The following is a 15,892-nucleotide window of genomic DNA, read 5'->3' as shown; positions in this document are numbered from 1 at the left end:
CGATGGACTGCGTGCGCGGCATTCTGTTCGGCTGGACTGACGCTGCACCTGGGCATAGGCTGGTGCCCCTTATTCATCGTCCATCTGCTTAGGAAGGAATCATGAGCCGCATTTTCGCTGACAACTCCCAGGCCATCGGTAACACGCCGCTGGTGATGATCAATCGCCTGGGACCGAAAGGTGTGACCATCCTCGCCAAGATCGAGGGGCGCAACCCGGCCTATTCGGTCAAGTGCCGTATCGGTGCCAGCATGATCTGGGATGCCGAGGAGCGCGGTGTGCTCAAACCGGGCATGACCATCGTCGAACCAACCTCGGGCAACACCGGCATCGGCCTGGCCTTCGTCGCTGCCGCACGTGGCTACAAGCTGGTGCTGACCATGCCAGCCTCGATGAGCCTGGAGCGGCGCAAGGTGCTCAAGGCCCTTGGCGCCGAACTGGTACTGACCGAGCCGGCCAAGGGCATGAAGGGCGCCATCGAGAAGGCCAACGAACTGGCCGCTGCCAACCCTGACTATTACCTGCCGCAGCAGTTCGAGAACCCGGCCAATCCGTCCATACACGAGAAGACCACCGGCCCGGAAATCTGGCGTGATACCGAAGGTGCCATCGACGTGCTGGTAGCGGGCGTGGGGACTGGCGGCACCATCACCGGGGTTTCGCGTTACATCAAGCAGACCCAGGGCAAGCCGATCCTCTCGGTTGCGGTGGAGCCAGTGGGTTCGCCGGTAATCAGCCAGACCCTGGCGGGTGACGAGGTCAAGCCGGCCCCGCACAAGATCCAAGGCATCGGCGCCGGTTTCGTGCCGAAGAACCTCGATCTGGCGATGGTCGATCAGGTCGAGCAGGTCAATGACGACGACGCCAAGGCCATGGCCCAGCGCCTGATGCGTGAGGAGGGCATTCTCTGCGGTATCTCTTGCGGCGCTGCGATGGTGGCGGCGGTGCGTCTGGCGGAGAAACCGGAGATGCAGGGCAAGACCATCGTGGTAATCCTGCCGGACTCCGGGGAGCGCTACCTGTCGAGCATGCTATTCAGCGATATGTTCACCGAGCAGGAGTTGCAGCAGTAAGGCAGTTGCAGGCTACAGGCAACAGGCTAAAAAGCTGAGCCAAGCGTAGGGTGGATGTCGCTTTTCACATCCACCGCTTTGGTGGATCGATAAAGCGTGATCCACCCTACGTCCCGACTACGTTCTGCTCACGCTCGGGCGCACCACCAGCCACAGCGCCAACGCGATCAACACGCAGCCAGGCAGGTAGGCCCAGCTCAGTGGCTCACCCAGCAGCAAAGCGCCCCATAGCACGCCGAATGGCGGGATGAGGAAGGTGGTGGTGCTGGCCTTGATCGGTCCGATATCGGCCAGCAAACGGAAATACAGCACGTAGGCGAACGCGGTGCAGACCAGGCCAAGGCCGGCCAGCGACAGCCACACCTCAATGCCGCCCCAGCTCGGCGGCGGTTGCAGCGCCAGGCTGCCGCCGAACAGCGGTAGCAGGAACAGGCTGGCACCCGCGAGGCTGGCGAAGGCAGTGAGGCGATTGTCCAGGCCGCCCTGTTGGCCGATCCAGCGCCGGGTAAGAAAGCCGGCAAAGCCGTAGCAGGTGGTGGCCACCAGGCAGGCGCCGGCACCGAGCAGCAGTTGCAGGTCGAAGGCCACCGGGCCGGTGCGAGTCAGCACCGCCACGCCAAGCAGACCGAGGAATACGCCCGCCGCCTTGCTGCGGGTGATGTCCTCATGGAAAAACAGTGCGCCGATCAATACACCCATCAGCGGAGTGGTGGCGTTGAAGATCGCCGAGTAACCAGCCGGTAGGATCAATGCCGCCAGGCAATACATGGCTGAAGGCAGGCCGGCATTGATCACGCCCAAACCCAGGCAGATGCGAAATTTGCCGCGGAAGTCCCAGTCCGTGCGCAGCAGCAAAAGCAGTGCGAGCAGCCCCAGCGCGCCGAAGCTGGCGCGAAAGAACGCGGTCGGCATGCTTCCCAACACGGGGGCGGCAACGCGCATGAACAGGAAGCTGGCACCCCAGATGGCGGCGAGCAGCAGCAGGCGGAGCAGGTCGGCGGTACGCAAGGCGGAGTATCCGGCAGGGTGGGGCCGAGAGTGTTGCCGCTGGGCGGGGTTCTGGCAATCCGCATTGCACTTTCGAATATGTGTGGCGGTGCTGCGCGTGAGGGTGTGGGAGGGGCTTTAGCCGCGACATGCAATCGTGGAGGCTGTGGCGATTCCCGGTTGCATCCAGGCCAGCGTTGTCGGCTAAGCTCGGCTGATCACTGCAGATGAGGCATGCGTAATGGGGCAGCAATGGCCGGCTGGCGAGATCGCTCGCCTGATCCTCGAGGGGTTCGACGATTACCGCGAGCATTTTCGTCAGATCACCGATGGCGCGCGCGTGCGCTTCGAGCAGGCGCAATGGCAGGAGGCACAGCAGGCCTCGGCGGCGCGTATCAATCTATATGAGGAGAAGGTCGCAGAAACCCGCGAGCACTTGTTGCAAGGGTTTGATGCTTCGCTGCTGGAGGTCGGGCAGTGGCCGCTGGTCAAGAGTGCCTACATTGCCCTGATCGACCTGCGTTTCGACGACGAACTGGCGGAAACCTGGTTCAACTCGATCTTCTGCAGCCTGTTCAGCCATGACCAGATCAGCGATGGCTGCATGTTCATCCATACCACGCGGCCATCGCTACGCAACCAGCCCAGCGCGGCGCAGACGCGCAGTTACCGGCCTTCTGGCGAGCTGCACCTGGCACTGCAGACGATCTTCGACGATTACCGTTTCGATGCTCCTTACGAGGACCTGCCTCGCGACCTGCAGCGTCTGGAAGAGCAACTGCGCGCCAGCCTGCCGGACTGGGTCTGCAAGGACCCGCAGCTGTGCATCGAGCTGTTCTCCTCGGTGCTGTATCGCAACAAGGGCGCCTACCTGATCGGGCGCATCTACAACCTTGAGGAGCAGTGGCCGCTGGCGATCCCGCTGCTACACCGCGAAGGGCAGGGTATCCAGGCCGATGCAGCGATCATTGACGAGGCGGAGGTGTCGATCATCTTCTCCTTCACCCGCAGCTACTTCATGGTGGACGTGGCCATCCCGGCCGAGTTCGTCGGCTTTCTCAAGCGCATCCTGCCAGGCAAGCACGTTGCTGAGCTGTACACCTCGATCGGCTTCTACAAGCACGGTAAGTCCGAATTCTACCGGGCGCTGATCGGCCACCTGGCCAGCACCGATGATCGCTTCATCATGGCGCCCGGTGTGCGCGGCATGGTCATGAGTGTGTTCACCCTGCCGGGCTTCAATACCGTTTTCAAGATCATCAAGGACCGTTTCGCCCACGCCAAGACGGTGGACCGCAAGACGGTGATCGAGAAGTACCGCCTGGTGAAAAGCGTCGACCGGGTAGGGCGCATGGCCGATACCCAGGAGTTCGCCGATTTCCGTTTTCCCAAGGCCAAGTTCGAGCCCGAGTGCCTGGCTGAGCTGCTGGAAGTGGCGCCGTCGACCGTGGTGGTGGAGGGCGATACCGTGCTGGTACGCCACTGCTGGACCGAGCGGCGCATGACCCCGCTCAACCTCTATCTGGAGAGCGCCAACGAGGCGCAGGTGCGCGAGGCGCTGGACGACTACGGCCTGGCCATCAAGCAACTGGCCGCCGCGAACATCTTCCCCGGCGACATGCTGCTGAAGAACTTTGGCGTCACCCGCCATGGCCGCGTGGTGTTCTACGACTACGACGAGATCTGCTTTCTCACCGAGGTGAATTTCCGCCGCATCCCGCCGCCGCGTTTCCCCGAGGACGAGATGAGTTCCGAACCCTGGTATTCGGTGGGGCCGATGGACGTGTTCCCCGAGGAGTTTCCGCCGTTCCTGTTCGCCGATATCAAGCAGCGCCGGCTATTCAGCCAGCTGCATGGCAACCTGTACGAAGCCGATTACTGGAAACAGTTGCAGGAGGCGATTCGCGCAGGCAAGGTGATCGACGTGTTCCCTTATCGGCGCAAGAGCCCGGTAATTTGACGGCGCCTGGTTGAAATCCGGTTTGTCCGGCCTAATCTGATAAATGAGCCGCTGGCTCTTCCCTTTACTTGGCAGGAGGTCGTACCCATGCTCGCCAAGCTGCAAGAACAACTGCAAGCCCTGTTGCAGGCCCTTGGCCTTGTCCCGCAACCTCAGCCAATTCGTATCAGCGAAGCCGAGCAGGAGCGTCTACGGCGCGAAGCGCAGCAGCGTCGCTGAAACGCTCAAGTGAGCCGATGGGCGTCGAACCAGGCGCCTATCATCTCGCGCATCCGCTGCCCCGAGAAACTGCCGAAATGCCCGCCATGCACGGTGCGTACGGGTAGTTCGCGCAAGCGTGCAAGACTCTGTGCGTAATCCTCCAGATTCGAATGGTAGGCGTCCTCGATCAACGGGCCGTCGTAGAGGATGTCGCCAGAAAACAGCGTCTGCGTCTTCGCTTCCCATAGGCTGATGCCGCCCGGTGAATGACCGGGCGTGTGCAGCACCTGCAATACCCGATTACCTAGATCCAGCACGTCGCCATCTTCGATCAGACGCGTGGCCGGCGCTGCGCGTACGCGGTACTCGGCGTAACACAGCGGGCAATCCGGGTGCGCCTCGAACATGTCGTCGCCGACGAAGTCCGTAGCCAGGGTATTGGCGCCATCCGGTGCGGCGAGAATGTCGGCCTCGGCCGGATGCACCAGGCGCTCATCGAACTCGTGATGTCCGGCGATATGATCGAAGTGGCAGTGGCTGGCCACCGCCAGCAGCGGCTTTTCGGTCAGCCAGGGCAGTTGCTCGCGCAAGCTAACCAGCCCAGAGCCGGAGTCGATCAGCACATCATGCTCGCGACCCTGCACATGCCACATGTTGCAGCGGTAGAAGGGGCGCACGTAGGGCTCGTGGATCAGGCAGATGCCGTCGTGGCGGTGCTCGACCTCGAACCAGCGGTCGCGACTGACGATTTTCATGAGCGGAACTTACCTCACTGGCGGGTTGCACCCGCCACGGTTGTTATCACGCTACGCCAGCTGTGCTCGCGGCACCAGCACCCAGCGACGCAATACCGCGTAGCTGGCAGCGGTAATCAGGAACACCGGCAGCGAGGCGCCCCAGGCCAGCGGTGAGACCCAGCCCCAGTAGTAGGCCAGCACCGCGCCCAGGCCGTAGGCGACGAAGGCCGCAGGGTTGAAGCCGTTCAGGTAACGATAGCGGCCGCCATCTTCACTGAGCAGTTCGTCCACGGCGTAGTCGCCCTTGTGGATCAGGAAGTAGTCGGCGATCAGCACGGCGAAGGCCGGGATGAACACGCTGCCGATCACCAACAGGAAGTTCTGGAAATTGTCGAGGATGCCGGGGATCTGCGAGCCGAGAATCGACAGCACGCCGATGGTCAGCGCCGGCTTCCAGAACGGTGTTTTCGGGCTGATGTTGAGGTACGACAGCGAGGCGCTGTAGACGCACATGACGTTGGTGGTCATCACCGAGAGGAACACCACGATGGCCGCCGGCAGGCCGAAACCGAAGCCGGCCAACAGCACCGCCGGATCGTAGGTCTGCTCCATGCCGGTCAACACCGAGAAGCCGGACACCGTGGCGCCCAGACCCATGGCCAGTAGAGTGGCAGCGACATAGCCGACCCAGGTGCCGACCGTCGCCACGCCCTGGCTGCGGCAGTTGCGGTTGTAGTCGGCGGCCAGTGGAATCCATGAAAAAGCAGTGGCGATGACGATATCGAAGGCGATACCCGGGGTGATTTCGTTGCGCGGTTCGGTCGGCATGGCCAGCAGGCTGGCGAACTCGAACTTCTGTCCCATCACGTAGAACACCGCAGCGGCCAGCAGGAGCATGCCGATGGCGGCCCAGCGCTCGACCCGCTCGATGCCCAGGTGGCCGCGCAGGGCGATCAGCAACACCAGGGTTTCGCAGAGGATGGTGAACAGCGGCAGGTTGGAGTAGCCGGTCAGATGTTCCACCGCGTAGTTCAGGCTCATGCCGGCCAGCAGCGCCTGGATCCAGCTCCAGGCGAGCAGGGTCAGCAGGTTGACCAGCGACGGCAGCTTGGCGCCACGCGAGCCGTAGCTGCCACGTGCCAGCACCATGGTGGTCAGGCCCGAGCGTTGGCCCATCAGCCCGACCAGTACCAGCGGCAGGATGCCGATGCCCGAACCGATCAGCACGATGAGCATGGCCTGGGTGAATTTCAGATCCGGCACCAGCAGCATGCCGGTGAGGATGGTGGTGACCACCACGTTGGCGCCCAGCCACAGGGCGATGGTGCCGCCGAGGCCGAGGCTGCGATGCGCCTTGTCGGTAGGAGCAAGGCCGTCCTGGCCGAAATGCTGGCTGAGATTCTTGAACATGGAACGACTCCCCGATGCTTGATTATTGGTATTGGTGGGCGGCAGTCAGTGGTACAGCTGAATCTTGTGGTTATGGTCACGCGGGCTCGCGGCTAAAGCCCCTCCCACAGGGGCACCTCGATTTCCGTGGGAGGGGCTTTAGCCGCGATTGATCTAGTCAGGGATGAAAGGGCGCAGCCTCCTGCACTTCGACGATCAAGGGGCGGTCTTCGGGCGCGCTGCGCAGCAGCTCGGCCAGATGGGCATGGTCGCGCGCACGCTCGGCGGCGCAGCCAAAGCCACGGGCGATGGCCAGCAGATCCGGCGTGTAGATGTCGACGGCAATCGGGGTGATATCGCGGCGCTGCATGTAGCGCTTGATCTCGCCGTAGCCGGCGTTGTTCCACAGCAGCACGATGATACCGACCCCTGCCTCTACGGCACTGGCCAGCTCGGCGATGGTGAACTGAATACCGCCGTCACCCATCAGGCTGATCACCGGGCGAGTCGGTTCAGCCAGCTTGGCGCCGATGGCTGCCGGCAGACCGTAGCCGAGGGTGCCGTAGCCGGTGGAGGCGTTGAACCAGCGCCGCGCGCCGTCCAGCTCGACCAGATGGTTGCCGCTGTACACGGTCTGTGTCGAGTCGCCGACGAAGCGGGCATCGGGCAGGGTATCGAGGATGCAGTCGAACAACTGGCGGTAGTGCGCCCAACCACTGAAATCCTCGGCCAGCCGCTCCTGCAGGGCAGCAGTACGCTGGGCGCCGGTGCTGTGTTCGCCCGGCTGACGGAGATCGAACTCGGCCAGCAACATGCGCATGGCCAAGCGCGCATCGCCCTGAATCGCCAGGTGCGGGGTGAAGTTGCGCTGCAGTTGCTGGCCGTCGATGTCGATGCGGATCAGCCGGCCAGGCAGGCGGAAGTCGCCGTCGAACACCACATCGTAGTCGGTCTCGCCCAGCTCGGTGCCGATGGCCAGTACCACGTCGGCCTCCAGCGCCAGGTCGCGCACCGGGCGCAGCGACTGGTTACTGCCCAGCAGCAGCGGATCGCCCGGCGGAAGCAGGCCTTTGGCGTTGATGGTCAAGGCAGTCGGTGCATCCAGCGCGGCAGCCAGGGCGCGGGCCTCGGCCTCGGCGGCGACGCAGCCACCACCGAGCAGCAATAATGGGCGTTCGGCCTGCTTGAGCAGCCCGGCGGCCTCGCGGATCAGCGTGCGGTTCGGCGCCGGGCGGCGCACCGTCGGGCGCGGCGCCAGGGACATGTGCGAGGCATCGGCGGTGATGATGTCCAGCGGCAGTTCGATGTGCACCGGGCGTGGCCGCTCGCCTTCGAACACGGTGAAGGCGCGAGACAGGATGGCAGGCAGCTCCTCGACGCTCATCAGGGTGTGGCTGAAGGCGGTGACGCCTGCGGTCATCGCCCGCTGGTTGGGCAGCTCGTGCAGATAGCCCTTGCCCAGGCCCAGGCGTTCGCGCTCGTTGACGCTGGAGATCACCAGCATCGGGATCGAGTCGGCGTAGGCCTGGCCCATGGCGGTGAGGATGTTGGTCATCCCCGGCCCGGTGATGATGAAGCACACTCCAGGCTTGCCCGAGACGCGCGCGTAGCCGTCGGCCATGAAGCCGGCGCCCTGTTCGTGGCGCGGGGTGACATGGCGGACGCCGCTGTGCGGCAGGCCACGGTAGAGCTCGACGGTGTGCACGCCGGGAATGCCGAACACGGTGTCGACGCCCCAGGCTTCGAGTTGCTTGACGAGAAATTCGCCGCAGGTGGTCATGGTCAGGTCCTTGTGTCGACGTCAGCCGACGATCCAGTGCGCCATCAGCGCGATGATCGGCAGGGTGATCAGGGTGCGGATGATGAAAATGACGAACAGCTCCAGCAGGTTCAGCGGCAGCTTGGCCTTGAGGATCAGCACGCCCACTTCGGACATGTAGATCAGCTGGGTCAGCGACACGCAGGCCACCACGAAACGGGTCAGCTCACTTTCGATGCCCTTGCCCAGTACTGCCGGCAGGAACATGTCGGCGAAACCCACCAGCATGGCCGGTGCCGCCTTGGCCGCTTCTGGCAACTGCAGGGCTTCGAGCAGTGGCACGAAGGGGTAGGACAGCCAGTTGAAGATCGGAGTGAACTCGGCAATCGCCAGGGACACGGTGCCGATAGCCATCACCAGCGGCAACAAACCGAGCCAGATATCGACCACGTTGTGTACGCCGATCTTCACCATCTGCACGGGAGAGGGATTGGCATTGGCGCGCTGGATCGCTTGGGTCAGGCCCCAGCGCAGCAGCGAGGTGCCAGCCGGCACGTCTTCCTGAATCTGCTTGCCGACGCCAGCGACGTACTCGTCCTTCTTCCACGACAACGGTGGGATGCGTGGGGTGATGATGGCGGCAGCGAGGCCAGCGACCACCACGGTCAGGTAGAAGGGCACGAACAGGTGGTCGAGCTTCATGAAGCTGGTGATCAGCAGGCTGAAGGCGATCGAGGCGATGGAGAAGTTGGTGGCGATCACCGCCGCCTCACGGGCGCTGTAGAAACCCTTCTGGTACTGCTGGGCGGTGATCAGCACGCCAACGGTGCCGGAGCCAAGCCAACTGGCGATGGCGTCGATGGCCGAGCGGCCCGGCAAGCCGAAGATCTTGCGGAATACGTTGCGCACCAGGGTGCCGCAGAACTCCATCAGACCGTAGTCGGTGAGCAGTGGCAGAATCAGGCCGGCGACCAGGAAGAAGGTGATCAGTACTGGCGCCAGGTCTTTCAGTACCACTCCGCCAGTGTTGGCGCTCCAGACCCATTCAGGGCCGAACTGCCAGAAGGTCATGGCTGCGAACAGCGCGCCGACCACACGCAGGCCGAGCCAGAGTGGATGCAGGTTGAACAGATCGTCCAGCGCGCGGCGCTCGGTGACCCAGCGCGGCTTGAGCAGGCTGCCGAATACGCCCAGCACTGCGGAGATGATCAGCAGCCCGGTGGCGATGGCTGGCAACTGTTCGCTTACAGCGGCCTTGAGTGCATCGGCCATGACGCCGAGGCCGATGGTCACCTTCTCTTCATAGACGATGGGGGTGAGAAACAGCAGCACGCCAAGCAGGGAAGGGATCAGGAAGATCAGAAACTGGCGCAGGTCGTAAGGTCGCGCGGCAGGGTCGTTGCTTGGCGGCTGCTTGTCCAGCGCCGGGGCAGTGTCTTCGCGATTCATCAGGTCACCTTGATTATTTTTGTTTGAATGTATCGGGTGTCGTCTAGGACACCCGAACGGGCATAAAAGCCATGGATCAGCGGCGCTGAACTCCCGGAAGCACGCAAAGCATTTCGTACAGCAGGTTGGCGCCGAGCAGCGAGGTGTTGCCGGTGGTGTCGTACGGAGGGGAGACCTCGACCAGGTCGCCGCCGATCAGGTCCAGGCCCTGGCAGCCGCGAATGATCTCGATGGCCTGAATAGTCGTCAGACCGCCGATCTCCGGGGTGCCGGTGCCGGGCGCCCAGGCCGGGTCGATGCCGTCGATATCGAAGGACAGGTACACCGGGCCGCCACCGACCTTCTCGCGCACTTCGGCCATCAGCGGCTCCAGAGACTTGTGCCAGCACTCCTCGGCCTGCACCACGCGAAAGCCCTGCTTACGGCTCCAGTTGAAGTCCTCGGCGGTATAACCCTGGGCGCGCAGGCCGATTTGCACCACGCGTTCGCTGTCGAGCAGACCTTCTTCCTGGGCGCGGCGGAAGGTGGTGCCGTGGGCGATCTTCTCGCCGAACATGTGGTCGTTCACATCCGCATGGGCGTCGATATGCACCAGGCCGATTTTGCCGTGTTTCTTGTGCAGGGCGCGCAGGATCGGCAGGGTAATGGTGTGGTCGCCGCCCAGGGTCAGCGGCTTGATGCCAAGTTCGACGATCTCGTCGTAGGCCTCTTCGATGATGCGCACGGCGTCAAGCAGGTTGAAGGTGTTGATCGCTACATCGCCGATGTCGGCCACGTTCAGTGAGTCGAACGGCGCGGCGCCCGTGGCCATGTTGTACGGGCGGATCATCACCGACTGGGCGCGAATCTCGCGCGGGCCGAAGCGGGTGCCGGAGCGCAGCGAGGTACCGATGTCCAGCGGCACGCCGACGAAGGCGGCGTCGAGCTGGCGTTTTTCCTCGGTGCTCTGGATGTGGGGCAGGCGCATCATGGTGGCGATGCCGCCGAAGCGGGGCATTTCATTGCCGCCCAGGGGCTGGTGGAAGGTCTTGTCCATGGGTAGGCCTCAGGCTCGTTCTGGTTGTGGCCGGAGTCTTGACCGGCCAGGCGCTGGGAAAAATCGGCTGGGGCAAAAACTTACTTCAGGATTGTTTGAAGTAAGGCTGTAAGCCCCGGTTCATAAGGGTTGGCGGCGTGTGCTCATAAGTCGCGGTAGCTGGAATCGAGGCGATCGAGCTTGCGTAGCCAGGCCTGCCAGATCAGCTGACGTTGCCATTCGGCGCCCTGTAACTGCTCGCAAGCGTGCTGCGCCAGGTGCGCGGGTATCTCGCTGCAGGGCTGGCCACCGCCGGTGGCGGCAAGCTGGATCTCGCAGGCGCGATTCAGGTAATGCATGACGTAGAAGGCGTCGGCGACGCTGGCGCCGACGCTGAGCAGGCCGTGGTGGCGCAGCAGCAGGGCGATGTTGTCGCCCAGCGAAGCCTGGATGCGCACGCGTTCGTCCAGATCCAGTGCCACACCCTCGTAGGCGTGGTAGCCCAGGCGCTGGTGGAACTCGGTGCTGATCTGGTTGAGCGGCAGCAGGCCGGCGTCCTGGGCTGCCACCGCCATGCCGGCCAGGGTATGGGTGTGGATCACGCAGTGAGCGTCGTCGCGGGCCATGTGCACGGCGCTGTGGATGGTGAAGCCGGCAACGTTGTAGTCGGCGTTGCCCTCGACCACCTTGCCGTGCATGTCCACCACGATCAGGTCGCTGGCGCGAATCTCCTCGAAGAACAGGCCGAACGGGTTGATCAGAAAGCGTGGCTCGCCATCGCTGGGCAGGCGCACGGAAAAGTGCGTGTAGAGGGTGTCGTCCCAGCCAAACAGAGCAGCCAGACGGTAGGCCGCGGCCAGGTCGCGGCGCAGGGTGGCGATGTCGTTCATGCGTTCTCCAGGCCGATGAAGCGGCGTACGCGTTCGTGATTGCCGGTGCGGATGGCGTCGGGTGAGGCGTCGAGCTGGACGTGACCGTTTTCCATGAACAGAACGCGGTCGGAAATCGACAGGGCGAAGTCCATCTCGTGGGTGACGATCAGCATGGTCATGCCTTCGCGGGCCAGGTCGCGGATCACCGCGAGCACGTCGCCGACCAGTTCCGGGTCAAGCGCGGAGGTGGGTTCATCGAACAGCATGATGTCCGGCTTCATCGCCAGGGCGCGGGCGATGGCCACGCGCTGCTGCTGGCCACCGGAGAGCTGATGCGGGTATTTGTCGGCATGGGCCAGCAGGCCGACCTTGTCCAGCAGCGCCAGAGCCTGCCGGCGCAGGTCGACGGTATCGCCCAGGCCGTGGTAGCGCGGCGCGAGCAGCACGTTGTCTGCGATGGTGCGGTGCGGGAACAGGTTGAAGCTCTGGAATACCATGCCGATGCGCCGCACGCCTTCGCGCTGGCGGCGGTTCTCGGGGCGGTCGCCGGCCTGGATGAAGCTCTCACCGAACAGTACGATTTCGCCCTGGTCGATGCTTTCCAGGCCGTTGATGGTGCGGATCAGCGAGGTCTTGCCGGAGCCGGACGGGCCGATGATGGAAATCACCTCGCCAGGCTGCACGCTCAGGTCGATGCCCTTGAGTACGTGGTGATCGCCGTAGTGCTTGTGGATATTGCTCAGGTACAGCGCCGCCGGAGTGCCTGGCTCACGAACCCGGGCGTTGCCGGTCGCGACCTGTGGCAGGTCGCTGCGCAGCTTGGTCACCTGGGCATCGCCGAGGGTGCTCGGCTTACGGCGGCTGAGGTCGAGATGACGCTCCAGATACTGCAGGCCCCAGCCGAACAGGCTGACGATCAGCACGTAGTACACCGCCACCGCGCCGAGGGTTTCCAGTACCAGAAAGTTCTGCGCGTAGAGGCGCTGGCCGACCAGCAGCAGCTCGCTGAGGGAGATCACCGAGACCAGCGAGGTCAGCTTGACGATGGTGACGTACTCGTTGGTCAGCGTTGGCAGGGCGATGCGAAACGCCTGCGGCACCACGATCAGCCGCTGCGCGCCGAGGCGGCCTATACCCAGGGCACGGGCGGCCTCGCGCTGACCTTTGGCCACCGAGAGCAGGCCGCCGCGGTGAATCTCCGCCATGTACGCCGCTTCGGTCAGCACCAGGGCGAACAGGCCGGCATAGAAGGGGTTGGACAACACCTTGCCGCTGGCCGGGATGAGTTGTGGCAGGTTGTAGACGAAGATCAGCAGTACCAGCAGCGGCACGCTGCGAAAGAACCACACGTAGATCGCGGCGGGCGCCCTGACCCAGCGGCTGCTGGCCTGTTTGGCGCTGGCCAGGCCGAAGCCCAGCATCAGGCCGAGCAGCCAGGCCAGGCTGCTGAGTTTGACCACCGTCCAGCACGCGGCCCAGAAGGCCGGCATGGAAAACAGGGAGAAGAAATAGCTCCATTCGAACGGCATATGGGGCACCTGTGACTCAAGCCGAAAAAGGCCGCTGATCGGAGGGAGTACCGGCCAGCGGGGTGAAGCTGTCCTGCCATGCAGTACCCGTGGGTGAGCCATAGGGCTCATCCACGGATTGGTTTCAGGCTTCTTCCAGGTTGTATTTCTTCAGCAGCTCGCTGTACTCGCCGCTGGCCTTGAACTCGTCCAGCGCGGCTTTCAGGGCGTCGAGCAACTGCTTGTTGCCCTTCTTCACGTAGATGCCCAGCACCTGCGGGTAGATCGAGCCCTTGGAACTGATGGCAATGCGGCCCCGGGATTTTTCGACGATCAGCAGCGAGGCAGCGTCTATCTCCAGGTGCGCCTGGATATGGCCGGAGAGCAGCGCCTGGGAGGTTTCCGAGGTGGTCGGGTACTGGTTGATGGTGATGGTGCCGGCGCCTTTTTCCTTGCAGTAGCCGTCGGAAACCTTCTGCAGCGCCGGAATCCACGAGGTGCCCTGTTGCAGGCCGACGGTCAGGCCGCAAAGCTCTTCGGGCGTCGCCGGTTTCTGCTCGGCGTCGCTGCGCACCATGATCGCCGCACCGGTTTTGGCGTAGGGAATGGCATCGGCTTTCTCCAGGCGCTCGGGGAGGATGTACATGCCGGAGATGATGGTGTCGAAACGGCCCGCGTCGAGGCCGAGGATCAGGTTCGGAAAGGTGATGTCGCTGAAGCTCGCCTCCAGGCCCAGACGCTTGGCCAGCGCCGCTGACACTTCCGGGTCGAAGCCTTTCACTTGGTCGCCTTCGTAGTATTCGAACGGTGGGTAGGTGATTTCCATGCCCACCTTCAGCTCGCCGCTGGAGAGGGTCTTAGGCGTTTCGGCGGCGTGGGCGGTGGCGAACAAGCCAGCGAGGGTGCAGGCGAGGGCCAGGGCGGTGGTGCGTAGCGGGGTACGGGTTGCCATTGTGCTTATCTCCGGATCAGTTTTTTGTGTTGGCAGTGGGGAAAGTCATAGCGCGCTTGGCTGGTGCTTCAGGTGGCCGAAGCTGGACGGTGCGCGGGCGCGTTCGGGCAGATGCAACTGGCCGTCCTCGACGCGCTTCTTGAGGTATTGATAGGTCTGCAGCGCCTGACTCCACATGTGCTCGCCGATGCTGATGGTTTCGTAGTTCTGGCCGGTGGCCTCGAACTGCGGCAGCGGGCGGATCTGCGTGTGGTAGTCGCAGGCATAGAAGAAGGGGAAGGAGTAGCGCTCCTGGCTGACCTTGCGCACGCGGTGCGAGGTGGCGACGAAGGTGCCGGCGCTCATCACCTCGAGCATGTCCCCGATGTTGACGACGAAGGTGCCTTCGCGCGGCGGTGCGTCGATCCACTGGCCGAGGTCGTTCATCACCTCCAGCCCCGGACGGTCGGCGAGCAGGATGGTGAAGCACTCATAGTCGGTGTGGGCGCCGATGCCGGGGGCATCCTGGGCTGCGCCGTCGAATGGGTAGTGGATCAGGCGCAGCTTCGATGGCGGGAAGTTGGCCATCTCGTCGAAGGTGTTTTCCGGCACGCCGAGGGCCAGGGCGAAGCCACGGAACAGCGTGCGACCAAGCTGGAAGATGCGAGCGTAGTAGGCCTGCACCGCTTCCTTGAAGTTGGGCAGAGTGGGCCAGTCGTTGGGCCCCAGCAGCGGCGTGCCGGCCAGCACCAGCGGGTTGTCGGCGGGGACTTCGAAACCGATGTCGAAGGCTTCCTTGTGGTCCGGTTTGCCGGCGCCGTAGCGCTCTTCGCCTTCGGGCACGAAGCCCTTGTGGCTGGCCGAGGTGCCGATGTAGTGGCGCATCTTGGCGTCCAGGGGCTGGGCGAAATAGTCCTCGGCGGCGCGGTGCAGGCCATCGATCAGCGTCTGCTCGATGCCATGGCCGCTGATGTAGAGAAAGCCCACCTCACGGGCGGCGCGGCCCAGGTTCTCGGCCACGGCCAGGCGCTCGGCCGGGTCGCTGCTGAACAGGCCGGCGATGTCGACCACGGGGATTTCGGTGAAATGCTTGGCGTTGTTGTTCATCACGGCTCCTCAGCGACTGGTGAAACGGTGGAAGTGCTGGCGCTCGCAGCGCGCCATCCACTGGTTGAGCTGCCACAGGTCGGCCACCGGCATGTCGGTGAAGGGCAGGTGGTGCAGGTAGCCGTCCGGGCCGAATTCGGGGGTCAGGGTGGTGGTCTGCAGGCCGCGTTTTTCCTGGCTGCTCCAGATGCTTTCCCAGTGGCGCTGATGGAAGGCCAGTACCTCGGCGTATTCCGGGGCGCCGGGGTGCGGCACCTGCGGGCCTTGGTCGTAGCCGACGCGGGCCTGGATGTGGTCGACCCGCTCGATGAAGGCGGAAAGGTCGTCGGCGGGATCGTCGAGCAGGCGCTCGCAGGTCACCAGCCAGTGGCTGATGTCGCTGGTGAAGCGCAGTTCGGGCACCTGGCGGATCACGTCGAGAGTGACCCAGGGGCTGTACAGCGAGCGGCCGCGGTGAATTTCGAAGCACACCTTCAGCCCACAGGCGGCGGCCAGTTCGACGGCACGGGCGAAGAAATCGACCTGCTCGCTCAGCGACCAGCGATCGTTGCCGGGCAGCACGTTGACCAGCCGTGGGCTGAGCTCGGCCGCCCAGTCGAGCTTGATGCGCAGGTCTTCGAGGTGCACCTGCGGGCTGTCGCTCTGGCGCGGCAGTACCGGTGTGGAGGTGAACAGGGTGGCGATATAGGGGACGTTCTGCTCGCGTAGCAGACGGGCATTGATGGCGCGCTGCGCGGCGGTCTCGGGGATGCGCGCTTCGAGGCCGTCGAAGCCGGCACCGAGCGCTTCGTCGAGCGCTTGCTGCCAACTGCCGCGATAACCCCAGAGGGTGCGGAAGATTTCCAGTCGCATGGCCGTCTCCTGGAGAGGGCGAAGGTCAGCGGCAGATTGGCAATGGGGCTAG

General features: G+C 63.9%; 14 protein-coding genes. 3 read left to right on the top strand and 11 right to left on the bottom strand.

What is annotated here, in order from left to right:
- The first annotated feature begins 101 nt into the window (after positions 1-101).
- Positions 102-1,073, top strand: coding sequence for a cysteine synthase A (cysK, locus tag RTH74_RS23335; RefSeq protein WP_316916223.1), 972 nt, complete (start codon positions 102-104; stop codon positions 1,071-1,073).
- Positions 1,074-1,190: 117 nt separating this feature from the next.
- Here the strand turns inward: cysK and RTH74_RS23330 are convergent, their stop codons facing one another.
- Positions 1,191-2,081, bottom strand: a complete 891-nt coding sequence (locus RTH74_RS23330; RefSeq protein WP_316916222.1) for a DMT family transporter — start codon at positions 2,079-2,081, stop codon at positions 1,191-1,193.
- A 220-nt stretch (positions 2,082-2,301) separates the two neighbouring features.
- Here RTH74_RS23330 and aceK point away from each other — a divergent pair, with 220 nt between their 5' ends.
- Positions 2,302-4,020 (top strand): bifunctional isocitrate dehydrogenase kinase/phosphatase, encoded by a 1,719-nt coding sequence (aceK, locus tag RTH74_RS23325; RefSeq protein WP_316916221.1) that lies wholly within the window; start codon positions 2,302-2,304, stop codon positions 4,018-4,020.
- Between the two features lie 87 nt (positions 4,021-4,107).
- Positions 4,108-4,239, top strand: coding sequence for a PA1414 family protein (locus RTH74_RS23320; protein WP_316916220.1), 132 nt, complete (start codon positions 4,108-4,110; stop codon positions 4,237-4,239).
- A 5-nt stretch (positions 4,240-4,244) separates the two neighbouring features.
- On the opposite strand, the gene RTH74_RS23315 is transcribed toward RTH74_RS23320, so the two are convergent.
- The 10 genes from RTH74_RS23315 to RTH74_RS23270 form a co-directional block, all read right to left on the bottom strand.
- Positions 4,245-4,976, bottom strand: coding sequence for an MBL fold metallo-hydrolase (locus tag RTH74_RS23315; RefSeq protein WP_316916219.1), 732 nt, complete (start codon positions 4,974-4,976; stop codon positions 4,245-4,247).
- A gap of 51 nt (positions 4,977-5,027) precedes the next feature.
- Complete coding sequence (locus tag RTH74_RS23310; protein ID WP_316916218.1) at positions 5,028-6,368, bottom strand: cytosine permease; 1,341 nt, start codon at positions 6,366-6,368, stop codon at positions 5,028-5,030.
- Positions 6,369-6,525: 157 nt separating this feature from the next.
- On the bottom strand, positions 6,526-8,127 hold the full coding sequence (locus tag RTH74_RS23305; RefSeq protein WP_316916217.1) for a 5-guanidino-2-oxopentanoate decarboxylase: 1,602 nt from the start codon (positions 8,125-8,127) through the stop codon (positions 6,526-6,528).
- A 21-nt stretch (positions 8,128-8,148) separates the two neighbouring features.
- On the bottom strand, positions 8,149-9,555 hold the full coding sequence (locus tag RTH74_RS23300) for a YjiH family protein (protein ID WP_316916216.1): 1,407 nt from the start codon (positions 9,553-9,555) through the stop codon (positions 8,149-8,151).
- A 76-nt stretch (positions 9,556-9,631) separates the two neighbouring features.
- Positions 9,632-10,591: an agmatinase gene (speB, locus tag RTH74_RS23295; protein WP_099525319.1), complete on the bottom strand. Its 960-nt coding sequence runs from the start codon at positions 10,589-10,591 to the stop codon at positions 9,632-9,634.
- Between the two features lie 143 nt (positions 10,592-10,734).
- On the bottom strand, positions 10,735-11,460 hold the full coding sequence (locus RTH74_RS23290; protein ID WP_316916215.1) for a class II aldolase/adducin family protein: 726 nt from the start codon (positions 11,458-11,460) through the stop codon (positions 10,735-10,737).
- Complete coding sequence (locus RTH74_RS23285; RefSeq protein WP_316916214.1) at positions 11,457-12,971, bottom strand: amino acid ABC transporter permease/ATP-binding protein; 1,515 nt, start codon at positions 12,969-12,971, stop codon at positions 11,457-11,459. The genes RTH74_RS23290 and RTH74_RS23285 overlap by 4 nt, the downstream gene beginning before the upstream one ends.
- A 124-nt stretch (positions 12,972-13,095) precedes the next feature.
- The gene (locus RTH74_RS23280; protein ID WP_316916213.1) at positions 13,096-13,902 is read right to left on the bottom strand and encodes an ABC transporter substrate-binding protein; all 807 of its coding nucleotides are present in this window, start codon (positions 13,900-13,902) and stop codon (positions 13,096-13,098) included.
- Positions 13,903-13,947: 45 nt separating this feature from the next.
- Positions 13,948-14,988 carry a 2-oxoglutarate and iron-dependent oxygenase domain-containing protein gene (locus RTH74_RS23275; RefSeq protein WP_316916212.1) on the bottom strand — a complete coding sequence of 347 codons (1,041 nt, stop codon included), beginning with the start codon at positions 14,986-14,988 and terminating at the stop codon, positions 13,948-13,950.
- A gap of 9 nt (positions 14,989-14,997) precedes the next feature.
- Positions 14,998-15,840, bottom strand: a complete 843-nt coding sequence (locus RTH74_RS23270; protein ID WP_316916211.1) for a TIM barrel protein — start codon at positions 15,838-15,840, stop codon at positions 14,998-15,000.
- Positions 15,841-15,892: the final 52 nt, after the last annotated feature.

Source organism: Pseudomonas sp. zfem001, assembly GCF_032621725.1.
Taxonomy (GTDB): Bacteria; Pseudomonadota; Gammaproteobacteria; order Pseudomonadales; family Pseudomonadaceae; genus Aquipseudomonas; species Aquipseudomonas sediminis.
Note: the sequence above shows the minus strand (reverse complement) of the source record. Positions and strands in the feature narration are given on the sequence as shown.